Annotated in this window: 14 protein-coding genes; 10 read left to right on the forward strand and 4 right to left on the reverse strand. The window is 39.3% G+C overall.

Going from position 1 to position 15,520, the window contains the following annotated elements:
- Positions 1 to 6: 6 nt before the first annotated feature.
- Positions 7 to 1,185, reverse strand: coding sequence for a GNAT family N-acetyltransferase (locus tag PI20285_RS00550; RefSeq protein ID WP_057775202.1), 1,179 nt, complete (start codon positions 1,183 to 1,185; stop codon positions 7 to 9).
- A gap of 603 nt (positions 1,186 to 1,788) precedes the next feature.
- Here PI20285_RS00550 and PI20285_RS00555 point away from each other — a divergent pair.
- From PI20285_RS00555 to PI20285_RS11570, 10 genes are all read left to right on the forward strand, one after another.
- Complete coding sequence (locus tag PI20285_RS00555; RefSeq protein WP_057775199.1) at positions 1,789 to 2,682, forward strand: metal ABC transporter solute-binding protein, Zn/Mn family; 894 nt, start codon at positions 1,789 to 1,791, stop codon at positions 2,680 to 2,682.
- Positions 2,679 to 3,374: a metal ABC transporter ATP-binding protein gene (locus PI20285_RS00560; RefSeq protein WP_057775196.1), complete on the forward strand. Its 696-nt coding sequence runs from the start codon at positions 2,679 to 2,681 to the stop codon at positions 3,372 to 3,374. The genes PI20285_RS00555 and PI20285_RS00560 overlap by 4 nt, the downstream gene beginning before the upstream one ends.
- Complete coding sequence (locus PI20285_RS00565) at positions 3,367 to 4,158, forward strand: metal ABC transporter permease (protein ID WP_057775193.1); 792 nt, start codon at positions 3,367 to 3,369, stop codon at positions 4,156 to 4,158. Before PI20285_RS00560 ends, PI20285_RS00565 begins: the two co-directional genes overlap by 8 nt.
- A gap of 197 nt (positions 4,159 to 4,355) precedes the next feature.
- A complete protein-coding gene (gene purR, locus PI20285_RS00570; protein ID WP_082623323.1) occupies positions 4,356 to 5,183 on the forward strand; it encodes a pur operon repressor in 828 nt (275 codons plus the stop codon).
- A gap of 16 nt (positions 5,184 to 5,199) precedes the next feature.
- Positions 5,200 to 6,609, forward strand: a complete 1,410-nt coding sequence (glmU, locus tag PI20285_RS00575) for a bifunctional UDP-N-acetylglucosamine diphosphorylase/glucosamine-1-phosphate N-acetyltransferase GlmU (RefSeq protein WP_057775191.1) — start codon at positions 5,200 to 5,202, stop codon at positions 6,607 to 6,609.
- A gap of 87 nt (positions 6,610 to 6,696) precedes the next feature.
- Complete coding sequence (locus tag PI20285_RS00580; RefSeq protein WP_057775189.1) at positions 6,697 to 7,686, forward strand: ribose-phosphate diphosphokinase; 990 nt, start codon at positions 6,697 to 6,699, stop codon at positions 7,684 to 7,686.
- Between the two features lie 271 nt (positions 7,687 to 7,957).
- On the forward strand, positions 7,958 to 9,445 hold the full coding sequence (locus PI20285_RS00585; protein ID WP_057775186.1) for a MucBP domain-containing protein: 1,488 nt from the start codon (positions 7,958 to 7,960) through the stop codon (positions 9,443 to 9,445).
- A 185-nt stretch (positions 9,446 to 9,630) separates the two neighbouring features.
- A complete protein-coding gene (locus PI20285_RS00590; protein ID WP_105782158.1) occupies positions 9,631 to 10,704 on the forward strand; it encodes an IS30 family transposase in 1,074 nt (357 codons plus the stop codon).
- A gap of 154 nt (positions 10,705 to 10,858) precedes the next feature.
- Entirely contained in the window at positions 10,859 to 11,182 is a 324-nt protein-coding gene (locus PI20285_RS00595) for a magnetosome magnetite crystal formation protein family (RefSeq protein ID WP_057775561.1), read from the forward strand.
- A 476-nt stretch (positions 11,183 to 11,658) separates the two neighbouring features.
- The gene (locus tag PI20285_RS11570) at positions 11,659 to 11,811 is read left to right on the forward strand and encodes a hypothetical protein (RefSeq protein ID WP_156406548.1); all 153 of its coding nucleotides are present in this window, start codon (positions 11,659 to 11,661) and stop codon (positions 11,809 to 11,811) included.
- A 481-nt stretch (positions 11,812 to 12,292) separates the two neighbouring features.
- Here PI20285_RS11570 and PI20285_RS00600 read toward each other — a convergent pair whose 3' ends face one another.
- From PI20285_RS00600 to PI20285_RS00610, 3 genes are all read right to left on the reverse strand, one after another.
- The gene (locus tag PI20285_RS00600; RefSeq protein WP_057775563.1) at positions 12,293 to 13,024 is read right to left on the reverse strand and encodes a C40 family peptidase; all 732 of its coding nucleotides are present in this window, start codon (positions 13,022 to 13,024) and stop codon (positions 12,293 to 12,295) included.
- Between the two features lie 207 nt (positions 13,025 to 13,231).
- Positions 13,232 to 13,669 (reverse strand): hypothetical protein, encoded by a 438-nt coding sequence (locus PI20285_RS00605; protein WP_057775565.1) that lies wholly within the window; start codon positions 13,667 to 13,669, stop codon positions 13,232 to 13,234.
- A 340-nt stretch (positions 13,670 to 14,009) separates the two neighbouring features.
- A complete protein-coding gene (locus PI20285_RS00610) occupies positions 14,010 to 15,239 on the reverse strand; it encodes an IS110 family RNA-guided transposase (RefSeq protein WP_057775612.1) in 1,230 nt (409 codons plus the stop codon).
- Positions 15,240 to 15,520: the final 281 nt, after the last annotated feature.

Raw genomic sequence — 15,520 nt, forward strand, 5'->3', positions numbered from 1 at the left:
CAGAGATTAGAAATAGTCCGCCAAAATCGGTTTTTGTTGAATGAATAAATTGTCTAGTTTAGCTAATTTTTCGGCATCAGCTGCGATCTGCCCAAATGCACGTTGAGCGGCTAATGAACGATAGCCAAAAACGGCTTTTGTGAATTGTTGAATTGTGAAGGTTGGGACAGCCTCTTTTAACTCTGAGTCATATTCAATCCCCGTTTTTCCAGCGGTTACCGAAATTGTCCAAGTGCCCTGATTTTGTTCCAGTGTTTCATCCAAAATATTAAAACTAACTGGCTTGAAGTCAGTTTGTGCAAAGGGATATTTGGCAAGAAATGCCTGCAGGTTCACAATCCGACCCATCATGTATGGCTGCGTCGTTACCTTTAGGGCGTAAGGATCAGCCAATAAATCACCCTGGTAATTAGGATTAGCATTTTCAAACGTGTAACTTTGATAGCCAGCGCCGTGTTTGAATACAAAACTTAAAAGGGATTGATAACTAGCTGGGGTGAGATGGACAAATTCTTGAACATGAAATTCATCGGCAGTTCTTGTGTAAATGAGATATCCAGTCACGGTTTGTTGATCGTCCTCAAAATAGGCAACTTGCCATTCGGGATGCTTTTCAGTTAAGTAGTGCCACCACCAATCAGCCCGAATTAATCCGCCATTTTGACTGAGGGGAGAACTAAGGTAGGCTTCTTGAATCAACGGAATGGCTTTGGCTAAACTAGTTCGGCGGACATGGCCGGTTTTGCTTGGCCGCACCCGAGGGAGTTTGTCGCCATCAATTTGATAAAGTTGGTGATCAAAAAGTTGTTCATAGCCGAATTTACGATAATAGGCAAACGAGAAGGGTGCCAAATAAGACAACACAACGTCATTTTCATACATATCGCTAAGCGCCGTTTTCATGAGCGTACCAGCCGCCCCTTTACCCGAGTATTCAGGAACGCTCATGACGTCGGTGATGCCGTTCATCAGAAAGGCTTGGCCATGAAAGTTTACTTTATATGGCATGCTGAAGAGGCCACTGACTAGATCGTGGTTTTCATAAATGCCATAAGGGATGCCATGATCGAAGCGAGTGGACCAAAATTGTTTGCGAAAGTCGCTGTCTGATTTATTAAATGCATAGAGATATAAATCATAAAGCGCAGATTTTGCAGATTGATCGAGCACAAAACGTGATTTCATAGGAACCTCCGTGGTTAGTTGATACCCTAATTCTAGCATAATTAGCAGTGGTATAGACAGATTTAAAATTTAAAATTATGAGTTAAGTTTTAGTAGGAAAGCGTTCAAATTAGATTTAATGATCTATTTGAGTTTCGCTACAACGTTGGTGCTGGGGCCGTGTGGGGTCGCTTACGAGCTAACTTCTGTCCAGAAGTGGATCTCTCCAGTCTCCCATGTCTCTAGGCGATAAATCGCCAAGTGACATCGACACACTCTTGCACCAACGTCTCCGCTACACCTGTCTTATCTAATTTATGAAATAACTTTTCTTACTAAAAATTTACATTAAAGATTAAAAATAGAATTAATCGATTGTAATGGACGTTTATAAATAGGCGAAGTAGAGGTGTTGGCGTGAGAGGCCGGAAAGATTCACTTTTTGCGAGTAGCAAAAGTTAGATTGGAGGCGAGCCCACACGTCCCTAGCAAACACCAGAACGGAGCTATCCATTTCGTGACAATATTTACGTTGTTCGCTGGGCTTGCTACAAACGGTCTTCTTTTGCTATAATATAATTCGTTGCTAAATAGTAATGATTACTTTTTAAAAGCGAGGAAGATATGCGAAAAAGAAAGTGGCTTTATGGCGCCTTGGTACTTATGGGCGTGCTTAATGGTTGTGGTCGCAAAACACAAACTTCTAATAAATTACATATTGTAGCTTCCTTAAATTTCTATGGTGAAACTGCGAAGGCCGTTGCGGGAAAGTATGGCACGGTGACCTCTATTATTAAAAGTCCCAATGTAGATCCGCATGATTTTGAGCCAACTACAAACTCAGCTAAAGCAGTCGCAAAGGCAGATGTTGTGGTGTATAACGGCTTGGGTTATGACAGTTGGATGCAAAGACTGATCAGCTCTGACTCTGAGGGGAACGTTAAAGCTTTAAATGTGGGTAAGTCCGTGATGAATAAACAAACGGGTGATAATCCGCATTTGTGGTATAACGATCAAACAATGGCAAAGCTGGCGAATCGATTAGCTAAGATCTATGCAAAAAAAGATCCCAAACATCGCAAACAGTTTGAAGCGAACGCTAAAAATTACGTGGCTTCATTGAAAGTTATCCAAAAGAAAGTAGCAGCTCTCAAGCAAAACCGACAAAAATCATTGGTTGATGTGAGTGAACCAGTCTTTAACTATGCGCTTACCAAAATGGGATATAAGATCAATAATTCACATTTTGCTTTAGCTGTGGAGAATGGCTCGGATCCCTCGGCTCAAGATATTCGCCAAATGCAAAAGGATATTAAACAACATAAAATTGCGTTTTTTGTTAATAATCCGCAGGCTTCAGATGCGATTGTAAAGAATATGGTGACGCTGGCTAAGAAGCATAATGTTCCCGTTTTGAATGTGACAGAAACACAGCCATCCAATAAAACTTATATAGAGTGGATGACAGATCAATATCAGCAAGTGGCAGAAATTCAAAAGAAAGAAAGATTGCAATGAGTGCGTCCGTATTAAATATCAAAAATTTAACCGTATCATTTCCGGATCACTTAGTTTTAAATGATCTTTCGGTTGAATTAAATAAAGGTGATTTTTTGAGTGTGGTTGGCCAAAATGGTGTGGGAAAGACGACGTTGGTGCGGGTCATTTTGCATCAGTTAACGCCACAAAAGGGGAGTGTCACATATACGCCTACTTTTAAACACATGAAGATTGGTTATGTCCCTCAGTTTCGGAATATCGATGAAGAGTATCCTTTGTCTATTCGTGATTTTATAGGTTTGAACTTGCACGACAGTCATTTACCTTGGCTGTCGAAAAACGAGCGGCAAAAATTGAATCGCATTATTAAAGATACTAACTTAGAATCGATTCAAAACACTCCACTTGGGGAAGCCTCTGGTGGAGAAAAACAAAAAGCTTATCTAGCACAAGCTCTTATTAACGATCCCGATCTTTTGATCTTGGATGAATCAACCGCTAGTTTAGATAGCTTTCGTAAATTTGAATTGTTGGATTTGGTTCAGGATTTTAATGTGCATCAGAATGTGTCGGTGCTGTTTATTACCCATGATATTGAATTGGCCCAAAAATACGCCAATCAATATTTACTTATGCGCAACGGCAGCTATCAGAGTGGTCCCATTGGTCAATTCAAAGAAACTGATTTAGAGGAGGCTGAACATGCTTAGTTTTGCATTTATGCGCCATGCTTATATGGCGGGGACGATCATTGCGATTATTAGCGGTATTATCGGGGTCTACGTCATTGGCCGTAACATGTCGTTTCTGAGTCACATGCTTTCTGAGATTGGTTTTTCTGGGGCCTCGTTTGGAATTTTTATGAGTTGGCCACCGTTAAACGGAATGTTAATTTTTACGATCATTAGTTCTGTTTTAATTGGACAAATGAGTTCGAAATCGTCACGCCGAGAATCTTCTATTAGCGCGATTTCCAGTTTGTTTTTAGGATCAGGAATTCTATTTCTCTCCTTGGCAAATAAAAATGCGAGTGATGCTACCAGCATTTTGTTTGGGAGTATGATTGGCATTAGCTCATCTGAAGTGAAACAGATTATGTGGCTATCGTTGGCGGTACTGATCGTTATTTTTCTGGTTTATCGAGACCTTAAATTTGATTCGTTTGATCATGTGGGGGCGGCCGTTAAGGGCGTGAACACGCAAGCCATTTCCATTATCTTCTTGGTGATTTTGGCCTTGAGTGTGAGTGTGGCCGCTCAGATTGTCGGTTCATTAATGATTTTTGTTTTGCTAACCTTGCCAGCTTCGAGCGCTAAGTACTTTACGCGAACCGTTAGTGGCATGATGATATTTGCGATTGGAGCTGCTTTAATCGGCGTATGGCTTGGCTTGTACTTAGGCTATGTCACCAATTTACCGGTTAGTTTCTTTATTGCCATTATCGAATGCGCGATTTATTTTACTGCGTTGGGCTGGAACCGAATTAAAAGCTAAGTAAAAAACTACCGATTATAAATAGCTATCATAAATCCGCTGCTTGCAACGGATTTTTTATTTTATAAGTAAAACTAGCATTATCCATCTAAAAATTTAAAAAATGACGGGAAAACTTTCTGTTTTTTCTCCAAAACACGAACATTTATGCTATGATCGAGAGTAAAGAGTTTTTAAATTAGAATGGAGTGTTAACGGTGAGTATCCGAAGAAGTGATCGATTAATCGATATGACAAGATATTTTTTAGAACGACCACATACGTTAGTAACGTTAAGCTTTTTTGCCGAACGTTACGCGTCTGCAAAATCCTCAATTAGCGAGGATATGGCCATCATTAAGCGAACGTTCGCGGATCGCGGTACCGGACGATTAGAAACGATTCCAGGAGCAGCCGGTGGAGCTTTATTTATTCCAACCATCAAAAAAGGTGAAGCTAGTGAAATTATTGAGGATTTGATTCAACAGCTTTCGACAGCGGATCGAATTTTACCCGGTGGCTATTTGTATATGTCTGATTTATTGAGTGATCCGATCGTTCTTAAAAAAGTGGGTCGCTTGATTGCTAGTGAATATGCAGATGAAAAAGTTGATGCAATTATGACCGTTGAAACGAAAGGCATTCCGATTGCTCAGAGTGTAGCCAATTATTTAGGAGTGCCGTTTATTATTGTGCGTCATGATTCAAAGATCACAGAAGGTTCCACGATCAGCGTGAACTATGTGTCTGGATCTTCTGCGCAAATTAAAAAAATGGAGCTTTCTAAACGCAGTTTGAAGGCCGGCACTCGAGTACTCGTGGTCGATGACTACATGAAAGGCGGCGGCACCTTAAAAGGGATGCAGGCGCTGATTACTGAGTTTGAAGCTGAACTAATTGGCACGACTGTTTTTGCAGAAGGTAGTTTTACGGGACAACGGATGATTGATAATGTAACATCATTATTGAACGTAGATGCTAGCAACGATGAAATTCAAATTCAACCTGGTAATTATTTAACCAAGGTTTTTAATCAGTCTAATTAAATAAGGAGAATTTACAATGAGTGGAAAGTATACGGTTATCTTGGCAGCTGGTCAAGGAACACGGATGAAATCTAAATTATACAAAGTTTTACATCAAATTTGTGGAAAATCAATGGTCGATCATGTTTTGACGCAAGTTGAAAAAACCAACATGGATAAAGTTGTGACGGTTGTGGGCCATGGCGCTGAACAAGTTGAAGAAGAACTTGGCAAACGGACTGAATATGCTTATCAAGAGTCACAATTGGGAACTGGTCACGCTGTCTTACAAACTGAATCTATTTTAGGAGATCAGGATGGTATGACAATGGTTGTGAGTGGCGATACCCCCCTTTTTCGGGCAAGCACTTTTGAAGACTTGTTTGAATATCACAAAGAAAAAGGTGCAGCAGCCACAATTTTGACGGCGGATGCCGATGATCCATTCTCTTACGGCCGGATTGTTCGTAATAATGTTGGCGTTGTGTCTAAGATTGTTGAAGAAAAGGATGCCACTCGTGAAGAGGCAGCTATTCATGAAATTAATACAGGTGTTTACTGTTTTGACAACAAAAAGTTATTCGCCGCGTTACATAAAGTAAGAAATGATAATGCCCAAGGTGAATACTACTTGCCAGACGTGATTGAAATCATGAAGTCTGAGGGTGAAATCGTTGCTGCGTACGAAATGAAGGATTTCTCAGAGTCAATGGGTGTCAACGATCGAAAAGCGCTTGCCCATGCTACAAAGATTATGCAAGAACGGATTAATGAACAACACATGGTTGACGGTGTTACTTTGATTGATCCTGATAACACGTATATTGATGTTGATGTCAAAATTGGTTCTGACACAATCGTTGAGCCTGGGGTATCGATTTCTGGTAAAACTGAAATTGGTTCTGATTGTGTGATCGGAGCTAATTCTAAAATTGTATCATCTAAAATCGGGGATCGCGTGCATGTGACTTCTTCTACAATTGAAGAATCAATTATGCATGACGATAGTGATATTGGTCCTAACAGCCATTTACGGCCCGAAGCTGAAATTGGTGAGTTTGTGCATATCGGTAATTTCTGTGAAATTAAAAAAGCTAAGTTGGGTGCGAGAACCAAAGTTGGCCATTTAACTTATGTGGGAAATGCTGAATTAGGAACTGATATCAATGTCGGCTGTGGGGTGGTCTTTGTGAACTACGATGGGATTAACAAACACACCTCAATCATTGGCAATCACGCGTTTATTGGTAGTAATTCAAATATTATTGCGCCAGTTAAGATGGCAGATTATTCATACGTTGCAGCGGGGTCAACCATTACCGATGATTTGGCGAAATATGATATGGGAATTGCCCGTGAACGGCAAACTACCAAACCAGGATACTTTAAGAAGCTTCCAGTGTATGAAGCAGCCAAAAAAGAAGAGGCAGAACGCCAAAAAGACTAGATTTGGACTTGCTTTTGGCCCTGTAAATGACTTATGATATAGAGTGGTAATCGAACAGATTCTTAAAAATCATTATTGGAGGATTTCATGTCTGGACAATATTCTGATCCAAAGCTGAAGATTTTTGCTTTGAATTCAAACAAGCCTTTAGCAGAAAAAATTGCTAAAGCAGTTGGTGTTAAGCTAGGTAAGACTTCTGTTGATCGTTTTAGCGATGGCGAAATTAGAATTAATATTGAAGAAAGCATTCGTGGGGACCAAGTGTATATTATTCAATCCACTTCGGCTCCTGTTAATGATAACTTGATGGAACTTCTAATTATGATTGATGCACTGCGGAGAGCAAGTGCACAGACCATCAATGTTGTGATTCCATATTATGGTTATGCACGTCAGGATCGTAAGGCACGTTCGCGGGAACCAATCACCGCAAAACTTGTGGCTAATATGATTGAAAAGGCTGGTGCAACCCGCATTATCGCCCTCGATCTACATGCTGCCCAGATCCAAGGATTCTTTGATATTCCCATGGATCACTTAATGGGAGCACCATTGTTGGCAGATTACTTTATTGAGCATCATCTTGATAAAGATTCTGTTGTGGTTTCTCCTGATCACGGTGGTGTGACACGAGCCCGTAAGTTAGCTGAGTTCTTAAAAGCTCCAATTGCCATCATTGATAAACGTCGTCCACGTGCTAATGTGGCCGAGGTTATGAATATTATCGGTGAAGTTAAAGGCAAACGTTGTATCATGATCGATGATATGATCGATACAGCCGGGACCATTACTTTGGGTGCACAAGCCTTGATGGATGCTGGCGCAACGGAAGTTTATGCTAGTTGTACGCATCCTGTTTTGTCAGGCCCAGCCATTGAAAGAATCGCTAACTCACCAATTAAAGAATTAATTGTGACAGATTCGATTGATTTACCAGAGGAAAAGAAAATTGATAAGATTACGCAAATTTCAGTTGGTCCATTAATTGGTGAAGCAATTCGCTTAATTCATGAAGACAAGCCAGTTAGTCCACTGTTTAATAATCGTTTCAGTAAAGAAGAAGCTTCACGCGATTAATATAGGTTAATATAAAAACAGCAGAAATTGATAGAATTTCTGCTGTTTTTTTGTGCCGAAATTTTGGTATTAGTTTGTGGTGCGGAGTTTAAAACATAAAACAAAATACACATGTTAACGCTATCATTAATGCTAGTAAGGTGTTAGAATTTAAATAGAAGCAGGAAATTTTTTTCTGCATATTTAACTGATTTTATTTGAAGGGAGAGAAAAAATGAATAAAAAAGAAACTACCTAAACACGAAAATACGTGCTACTGGCAAGTACGCTATTGTTTTCGGCATCAATTTTAGGGATGGGTGTTACGCCTAATCAAGTACGTGCGGATACTTCGGAAGTTGCAGCAACTTCGAAAGAAAATGTGAGTTCAACAGTTGAAACGGCAAAAGCCAATTTTTCTCAAACAAAGAAAGACACTAATTCAACAAGTCAAAAAGCAACTCAGGAGACATTTAAACAAACGACTGAATATCAAAATGCAGCCGGGCAGCCAATTGCTAATTCCACCAGTACAGAGCTTAAGGCTGGTGAAAATTATAGTTTGAGTGCTCCAGAAAGGATTAACGGGTACAAAGTCAATTATAGCGAGAGTAGTTACACGTTAGTAAATGAAGATGGAACAAATACTGACAAAGTGAGTGTTATTGCAGCCGCTGCAGGACTTACAAGCGATCCAAGTACTTGGGATGCTTCTGACTGGCAGACGGTATTGGAAGTTCTTAATTCAACAACGGTGTCAGAAAATGGGGTTGGTAAAGGATATAGCATCACTTTGACTTACAAATATGATGCTGAGGAACCTCAAGGAACATTTAAACAGACGACACAGTATCAAGATACGGCTGGAAAAACAATTGCTGGATCGATTAGTACAGATCTTAAGGCTGGTGAAAATTATAGTTTGAGTGCTCCTGAAAATATTGCTGGGTACAAGGTTAATTATGGCAAGAGCACTTACACAGTGACTAATGAAGATGGCACAACAACAGGGACACTGAGTGAGCTCGCAAACAATGTTGGCATTACAAGCGATCCAAGTACTTGGAATGCTTCAGATTGGCAGGCTGTATTGAATATTCTCAATTCAACGACGGTGTCAGAAAATGGAGTTGGCAAAGGTTACAGCATTACTTTAACTTATAAATATGACGCTGTAAAACCAATTATCAACGTGAAGCCAAAACTTACGATCAAAAAAGGCACTAGTTTTAAACCGCAAAATCTGGTTAATTCGATTGTTTCTTCAACGGGAACAACTTTAAGTTATGCTGAAGCGATTGCTAATGGGAGCTTAGTTGTAACTGGGCCAAGCAATTTTAATACAAATATTGCTGGTAATCGTGGGACTTACACATTTACGTACACAGATCCAACTACAGGACTCTCTGTAGCGGCGACTGGCGTGGTTGTTGTAGCGGCTGATAGTGGTTCAGAGAATCCTGGAACACCAGGCGGTGATGGTAACAATGGAAATGGTGGAAACTCAAACGGTAATGGTGGAACGAACTCCAACCAGAACCAATCCGGTAATCAAGGCAATGGATCAGGTCAAGGGACAAGTCAAAATCCTGCAGCTACGGGTCAAGGAACCTCAGAAACCAACAATGTGCAAAAAAATTCTAGTTCGGTTTCGGCAAATAAAGAATTGCCACAAACAAGTGAAGCAAGTAGTATTGCCGGCAGAAACGTCGGATTTATTGGACTATTTTTAATGGCAACTCTTGCGCTGTTGGGATTACCTAGAAAGAAACGCTATTAAACCCGATTTGTGAGCATTGATATACTAATTTAAAGTAAAAGGCAGTGAAATTCTATTTACTGCCTTTTTTGATACTCATATTTCTACGCGAATTTTATAATCAAGTTAGCCACCTTTTAAAAGTGGCCAAATAAAAGACACCAAGACGAAAAAATCAGGTATCATTGAAGTTCCCACACTAAACAATGAAAGAGGTTTTCGTCTTGGTGCAAGAACAGCTTATCACATCTCACGTAAAGGGTCATCATTTAACTCCAATTGAGCGAGGCAGAATTGCTGGCTTACTTTCTGCAGGCAAATCTGCTCGTCAAATTGCCGCTGAAATTGGTGTCTGTCATCAAACTATTAATAATGAGCTTAAGCGTGGCCGCATTCAACAGGTAAAGAAACTCAATGGTAAAGAACAGTACTTTAGCGTTTATGCGCCTGATACGGCCCAAGTTCGGTATCAAACGAATCGACAACGCTGTCATCGACCTCTAAAATTTAAATTTGTTACTAACTTTCTGGCTTACTTTGATGATCATTTCCACCAAGATGATTGGTCACCTGATGCAGCAGTCGGCTTCGCCCACCAACAACATCTGTTTAAGCGCACGGAGATGGTTTGTACGAAAACTCTCTACAACTATATCGATGCGCAATTGTTAGAGATCCGTAATCTTGATTTGGTGGAGAAGGCTAACCGTCGTACTAAACATCACTGGTCAAACAAGCATCGACGTTTAGCTGGTAAAAGTATTGAGGAACGTCCTAAAAGGGTCGACAAACGCAAGGAATTTGGCCACTTTGAGATTGATACTGTAGTTGGTAAACGAAGTGGACATGAAAGTGTATTATTGACCTTCACGGAACGTAAAACTCGTTATGATATTGTTCGCTTGATTGAAGGCAAAGATGCTGATTCGGTATCGTATGCACTTAAGGGAATTTGTGCTGAATTTGGTGATCTTATTAAATCTGTTACTGCTGACAACGGAACGGAGTTCACAGCCTTGAATGCAGTCTTAGACGGCGTAGCTGACATCTATTATGCCCATCCGTATAGTTCCTTTGAAAGAGCAACCAATGAAACTCATAACCGCATGATTAGACGATATTTACCTAAGGGACACTCATTAGATACGATTGGTCCCAAGACGGTTTCAATGGTTGAAAGTCGTCTTAACCAATTACCGCGACGTATCTTGAAGTATCAAACCCCAAAAGAAGCTTTTCAAATTGAAGCAGCACGTATTCGTAAATCATGTAGTGCGTAGCTATTATCTTGACCTTCAATAGATATTCTGACTTGCCCCGCAACTTCGCCTGCGGGGTGGCTAACTTGTTCTTGCAATTTCCGACTCATATTTCTATGTAAATTAGACAAAATTAGGTAAAATAAGACCATAAACTAATATGGAGGTTGTAACTATGACAATTGAAAATAAATTACTCAGTTCGCTCTCTTATTTAAGTATTTTGTTTCTTCCCGTTATATTTCCGCTGATCGTTTGGTTAGTAACAGCTGGTCGTCCTGAAACTCATCGCAATGCCTTGAATGCATTACTCTTACATCTTTTTCCGGCCCTTTTAATATTTGTTCTCCTTATTCTGGCAGGTGTTCATGGGCTGATTACAAATAACGCGCAGTCAACTGGTTGGATGATTGTGATTTTTGGTGGGCTCTGTGCAATCGTTGCAATAACGTTAACTATTTACAGCATTTACAAAGGAATTAAAATTTTGGTTGATTAATGATATGGCCGCTACAAAGCCCGCTACAATGGGACCTATCAGACTTATAAAAAATAATTAAAAAAGTTAAGTGTTTTTGTTGCAAACGGTTACATCACGTGGTAATATAATAAGTGAGGAAAGGGAAAAGTTAAAATTTCCGATTAACTCAAACTTCTCAAAGCGCCTTAGGTCAGTCGATAGTTGCCGATGGTGATCTAACGTAGAGGCGCAGCTGAAGGTTATGTTGTGAAGGCTTATCATTCATGGGCATCGCGTAGAAGTTTTGCTTGTTGAAAAACATGTGAGCAGTTTACAGTCAGAATTATGTGTTTAACTCAAAAGTTTGGATGCGCGATTTACGAGAGTATGATTTGATACCGTAAATCATGGGCATCGATAGATAAAAGTTTGGTGTTGAAGAACATTATGAGTTGTTAAGGTAGTTAGTACTTGGCTCGAAAAACCTGGATGTGCGGTTCGTGACTTAAAACGTCATGAGTCATGAGCATCGATTCAAAAAAGTTTTGATGTTGAAAAATATCAAGAGCAGTCAAAGTAGTTGGTACTTGGCTCAAAAATCTGGATGTGCGAATGATGGGTGCATAATCTTCTTGGTAAATGTTGCAACTGGTTTAGATTTAGATTAAATGTTTTTGTTGATATGTAGTTGAACTTCGGTTTAAGTAGGTGTTGCCAATGACAAGAGAAAACGTAAGTTAGAAATAACTTACAGAGTTCCAAATTATAAGAAAAATTGTGTAGTAAGAACAAATAGAAGTACGTTTGCGGAGGGTATTCAGCATAAAAAAACTTAATGCTTCCAAAACCGTCTTTAATCACCGTTAGCCTGTATTTTGTGTATGTATCAAGTGGGGTTCAAACTTACGCTGATCATATTAGCAGATTTTGATAACGACGATCACAGGTAGGTCAGGTTCACGACGGTAGAACAATAGAACAATGAAGGTGTAATGTTATTAACAAATTTGATTTTGAAGATGTTAATCGCGAAATCCTTTCCTCGTAGGTAGACTTTAAGCTTTGAGAAGAACTTAGAGTCTACTTTTTTTGCGTCCAAAAACAAAAAAATAGCAGCCATGGAGCGCTACTATTTGCGAGCTATTTAGTTTAATAGAGAGTGGCTGGACGAGAGTAACCAACGCAATGCCACCATGGAGAAGCAACCTTTTCGGTAATTACGCCTCGATTTTGAGCATCAATCATTTTACCGCTACCTACATAGATACCAACATGGGTGATGCGCTTTTTACTGCTACCGAAGAAAACCAAATCGCCTTTTTTTCGTGAACCAGTGGAAGCTTTTTTATACTTATTGTATTGAGATTGTGCGGTTCTTGGTAAAGTCTTGTTAACGGATTTCTTGTAAACATACTTTGATAAACCGGAACAATCAAAACGATTGGGACCAACAGCGCCATAAACGTAACGTTTGCCTAATTGCTTATGAGCATAACTATAAACTTTAGAGTAGAGCGCTGTTCCTGGCTTAACTTTAAGATAGCCATGCCAAACCCAGCCAGAAGCCTTACCGTTAGAGCTAATTGCATAATAGTATTGAGTGCGAACACCGTTTCTTAAGATGACACGTGATTTGGTGACCCGCCAAGTGGTTCTTGGATAATTTTTTAAATAGTGGTTAGTTTTGAAACTTACATAAGGTAGCTTACCGTTCAAGTTAAACATGTTGCCTTTAGCACTTGTCCGAACGTAAGGCTTTACGGCCACATTCTTTGTAGAAACCACCCGAAACTTAGTTGCAGCGTGTGCTTGCGTTGTTGAAACGGCGGTGATGCCGATAAAAATAGAAAGAATCGCGAATAGTTTTATTATGTATCTCATGACGTACCCCCGTACTAAATGTTTAATTACTATAATTACGGGTTAAATATTACAACGAAGTAACTAAGCTGTCTCAATGCGATTAAGTAAAGAAGAAGGATTGAAACAAATTGACTAGTATTCAAAGGTAAATTGAGTTAGTAATATCGATTTAAAACAAAAAAAGAGCCACGAAATGGGGACTCTTAATGATTGCAAAATATGAAATTAATTAACATTATCTAAAGGGAATTGTTTTGAAGCATGTTTTTTCTTGAGGAGACGAAGCTGATCTTTCAAGCTCTGAATTTTATCGTCATGCTTGATTTTCCAGTCCTTGTAGGTAGATCGAGTATCCGTGTCACCAATTTCAAGACCAGTTTCAAGCCAGAAAACAGCTTCGGTTAAGCTTGCAAAATTCTTCATCCATAATGTGTGACCGTTGTCCGAATCAAACGCAACGTATGATTTATAGTGCTTTGTAAGGTAGGTGTGCTTCATGATTTTGAAAGCTTTACGCTGCCTTGTCAGTTTGTAATCGGGTAAAATAAAATGGCCTTGTGATTTGAGTTCTGGAACGTTGTTATTGCGCTTTTGTTCTTTATAATCGGTTAAAAATTCTTTAGCTGTTGGTTCGGTGATTAGTTCAACATCGATTTGACTCATGGTCATTCCCCCTAGGATATAATAGTTATATTTTACCATAAGAATTAATTTTTTACTCATATAAACCCAGTAATTAGTACAATTTTAAGAGAGTTTTAAAAAAATAACTGCATTTCGTAGAGCTTCCGTATTGAGTATTTTGCAAAAATCTTCTATAATTTTTAGTAGATAGAGATTATTCATTATTATTAATATACATACGAGCCTTGTGGTAATAAGTCAAGTATGTAAAAAGCTTTGTTTTTATTATTAATCAGTTCTTGAGAGTATAGCTTCCCCAGCCCACTAAAACAGTTAATTTAGCGGGTTAAGAAGGGACTCAGTATCGTAAACTCGAAAGCTATACCACTTTGGGTGGTATATAAAATTGATGGTTTCTAAGCAAGACTTCCACCAATCTTACAAGCTTTCGTGCCGTCAAGACAATAGCTCGACGATGACGATACTTGGGTACCTCTTCATATTTTTTGTGGTAATAGCGTTGGTAAGTAACATCATAACGTCTTATCGAGTTGGCAGCTTCAACTAGATAATAACGAAGATATTGATTACCCTTACGAGTTCGTGGTGTAGCTTGACGAACGCTTGTGCCTGATTCATGTGGTAACCAAGCCAGGCCAGCATACTTGGCAATATGACTTTCATCGGGAAAACGTTCAATTTGACCAATTTCTGCCACAATACCAGCCGCATAAACTGGGCCAATACCGGGAACACTAGTTAAACAATTGATATCTGTGATTTGAGTAGATATCTGTGTAATTGTTTTATCCAAAACTTGGATTTGTTTTTTTAACATCCGAATTTCATTCGCATAGACCGCCAAAATTTCATCAACAGAATCTGTTACGACTTTTGATAGGCGATAAGAAGAACGGGTTGCTTTCTTAATAGCTTTAGCAACGGCTTCGGCATCACCAAACTTACCGTGAGCTAACTGTTGAAGATGGGTGACTAATTCATCAAGAGGTAGCGCCGCTGCCTCGTCCAAGGTTAACTCTTCATCAGTAATTAGGGTCATCATAGTTGAACCAAAAACGGATGTTGGCAGCTCCCGTTCTAACGTATTACAACGATAATAAAGATTATTCAAAAAATGATTTTTAGAATCAGTCATTTGTTTAACCAAGTGATAACGTTCCCGTGTTAGACGTTGCAAAGCCACATAGTTTTCTTGGCGAGCAACTGAAGTTCCCAGTGGTTTGATCCGTAACAAATCAGCTAATTGTTTGGCATCAATCGCATCCGTCTTACCATCATCAAATAACTGGCTAAAATGATGTGACGTATAGGGGTTAATGGTGATAACCGATAAGCCTAAGGCTTGTAACTCGCTATCTTCGGCGAAAAAAGTCATCGGATGAAAATTATAGACCGAGGTGGCTTCCATACCAACAGTTATCTTTTCATAATGGTGGGTTTTAGTCTCAGTTAAGATTACCTGTTTAATTTTAACGGCACCATTAAGATCATTAGTAGTTTCATCTTGAAAACGGCAATGTTGATCAGAATCTAAAGCACAAAAGTCTAATTTATTTTTACCAACATCAATACCTAAATATAAATTCATAGGATAGGACCTCCTTTCACTTTGAATTAATTGGATAAGCTTAGGTGCTGCGTGATGTTCCCTAATTCCAACTCTAACGGGCATCCTCGCAATATAAGAAGACTAGATTAAAAGATTCAGCTGCGTGTCACGCGAGTGAACACGAATTAAATTAATCGCTACAGCTTGTGGTTTGCGGTGTTTCGAATTGTCTGGGCGGCGCGCTTATAACGTAGATAATCTACAGGAGATGAAAGCCTATACCAGTTGGACCTAAATCCAATGAACAATTAGAGAATATC

It is taken from the genome of Pediococcus inopinatus (genome assembly GCF_002982135.1).
GTDB lineage: Bacteria > Bacillota > Bacilli > Lactobacillales > Lactobacillaceae > Pediococcus > Pediococcus inopinatus.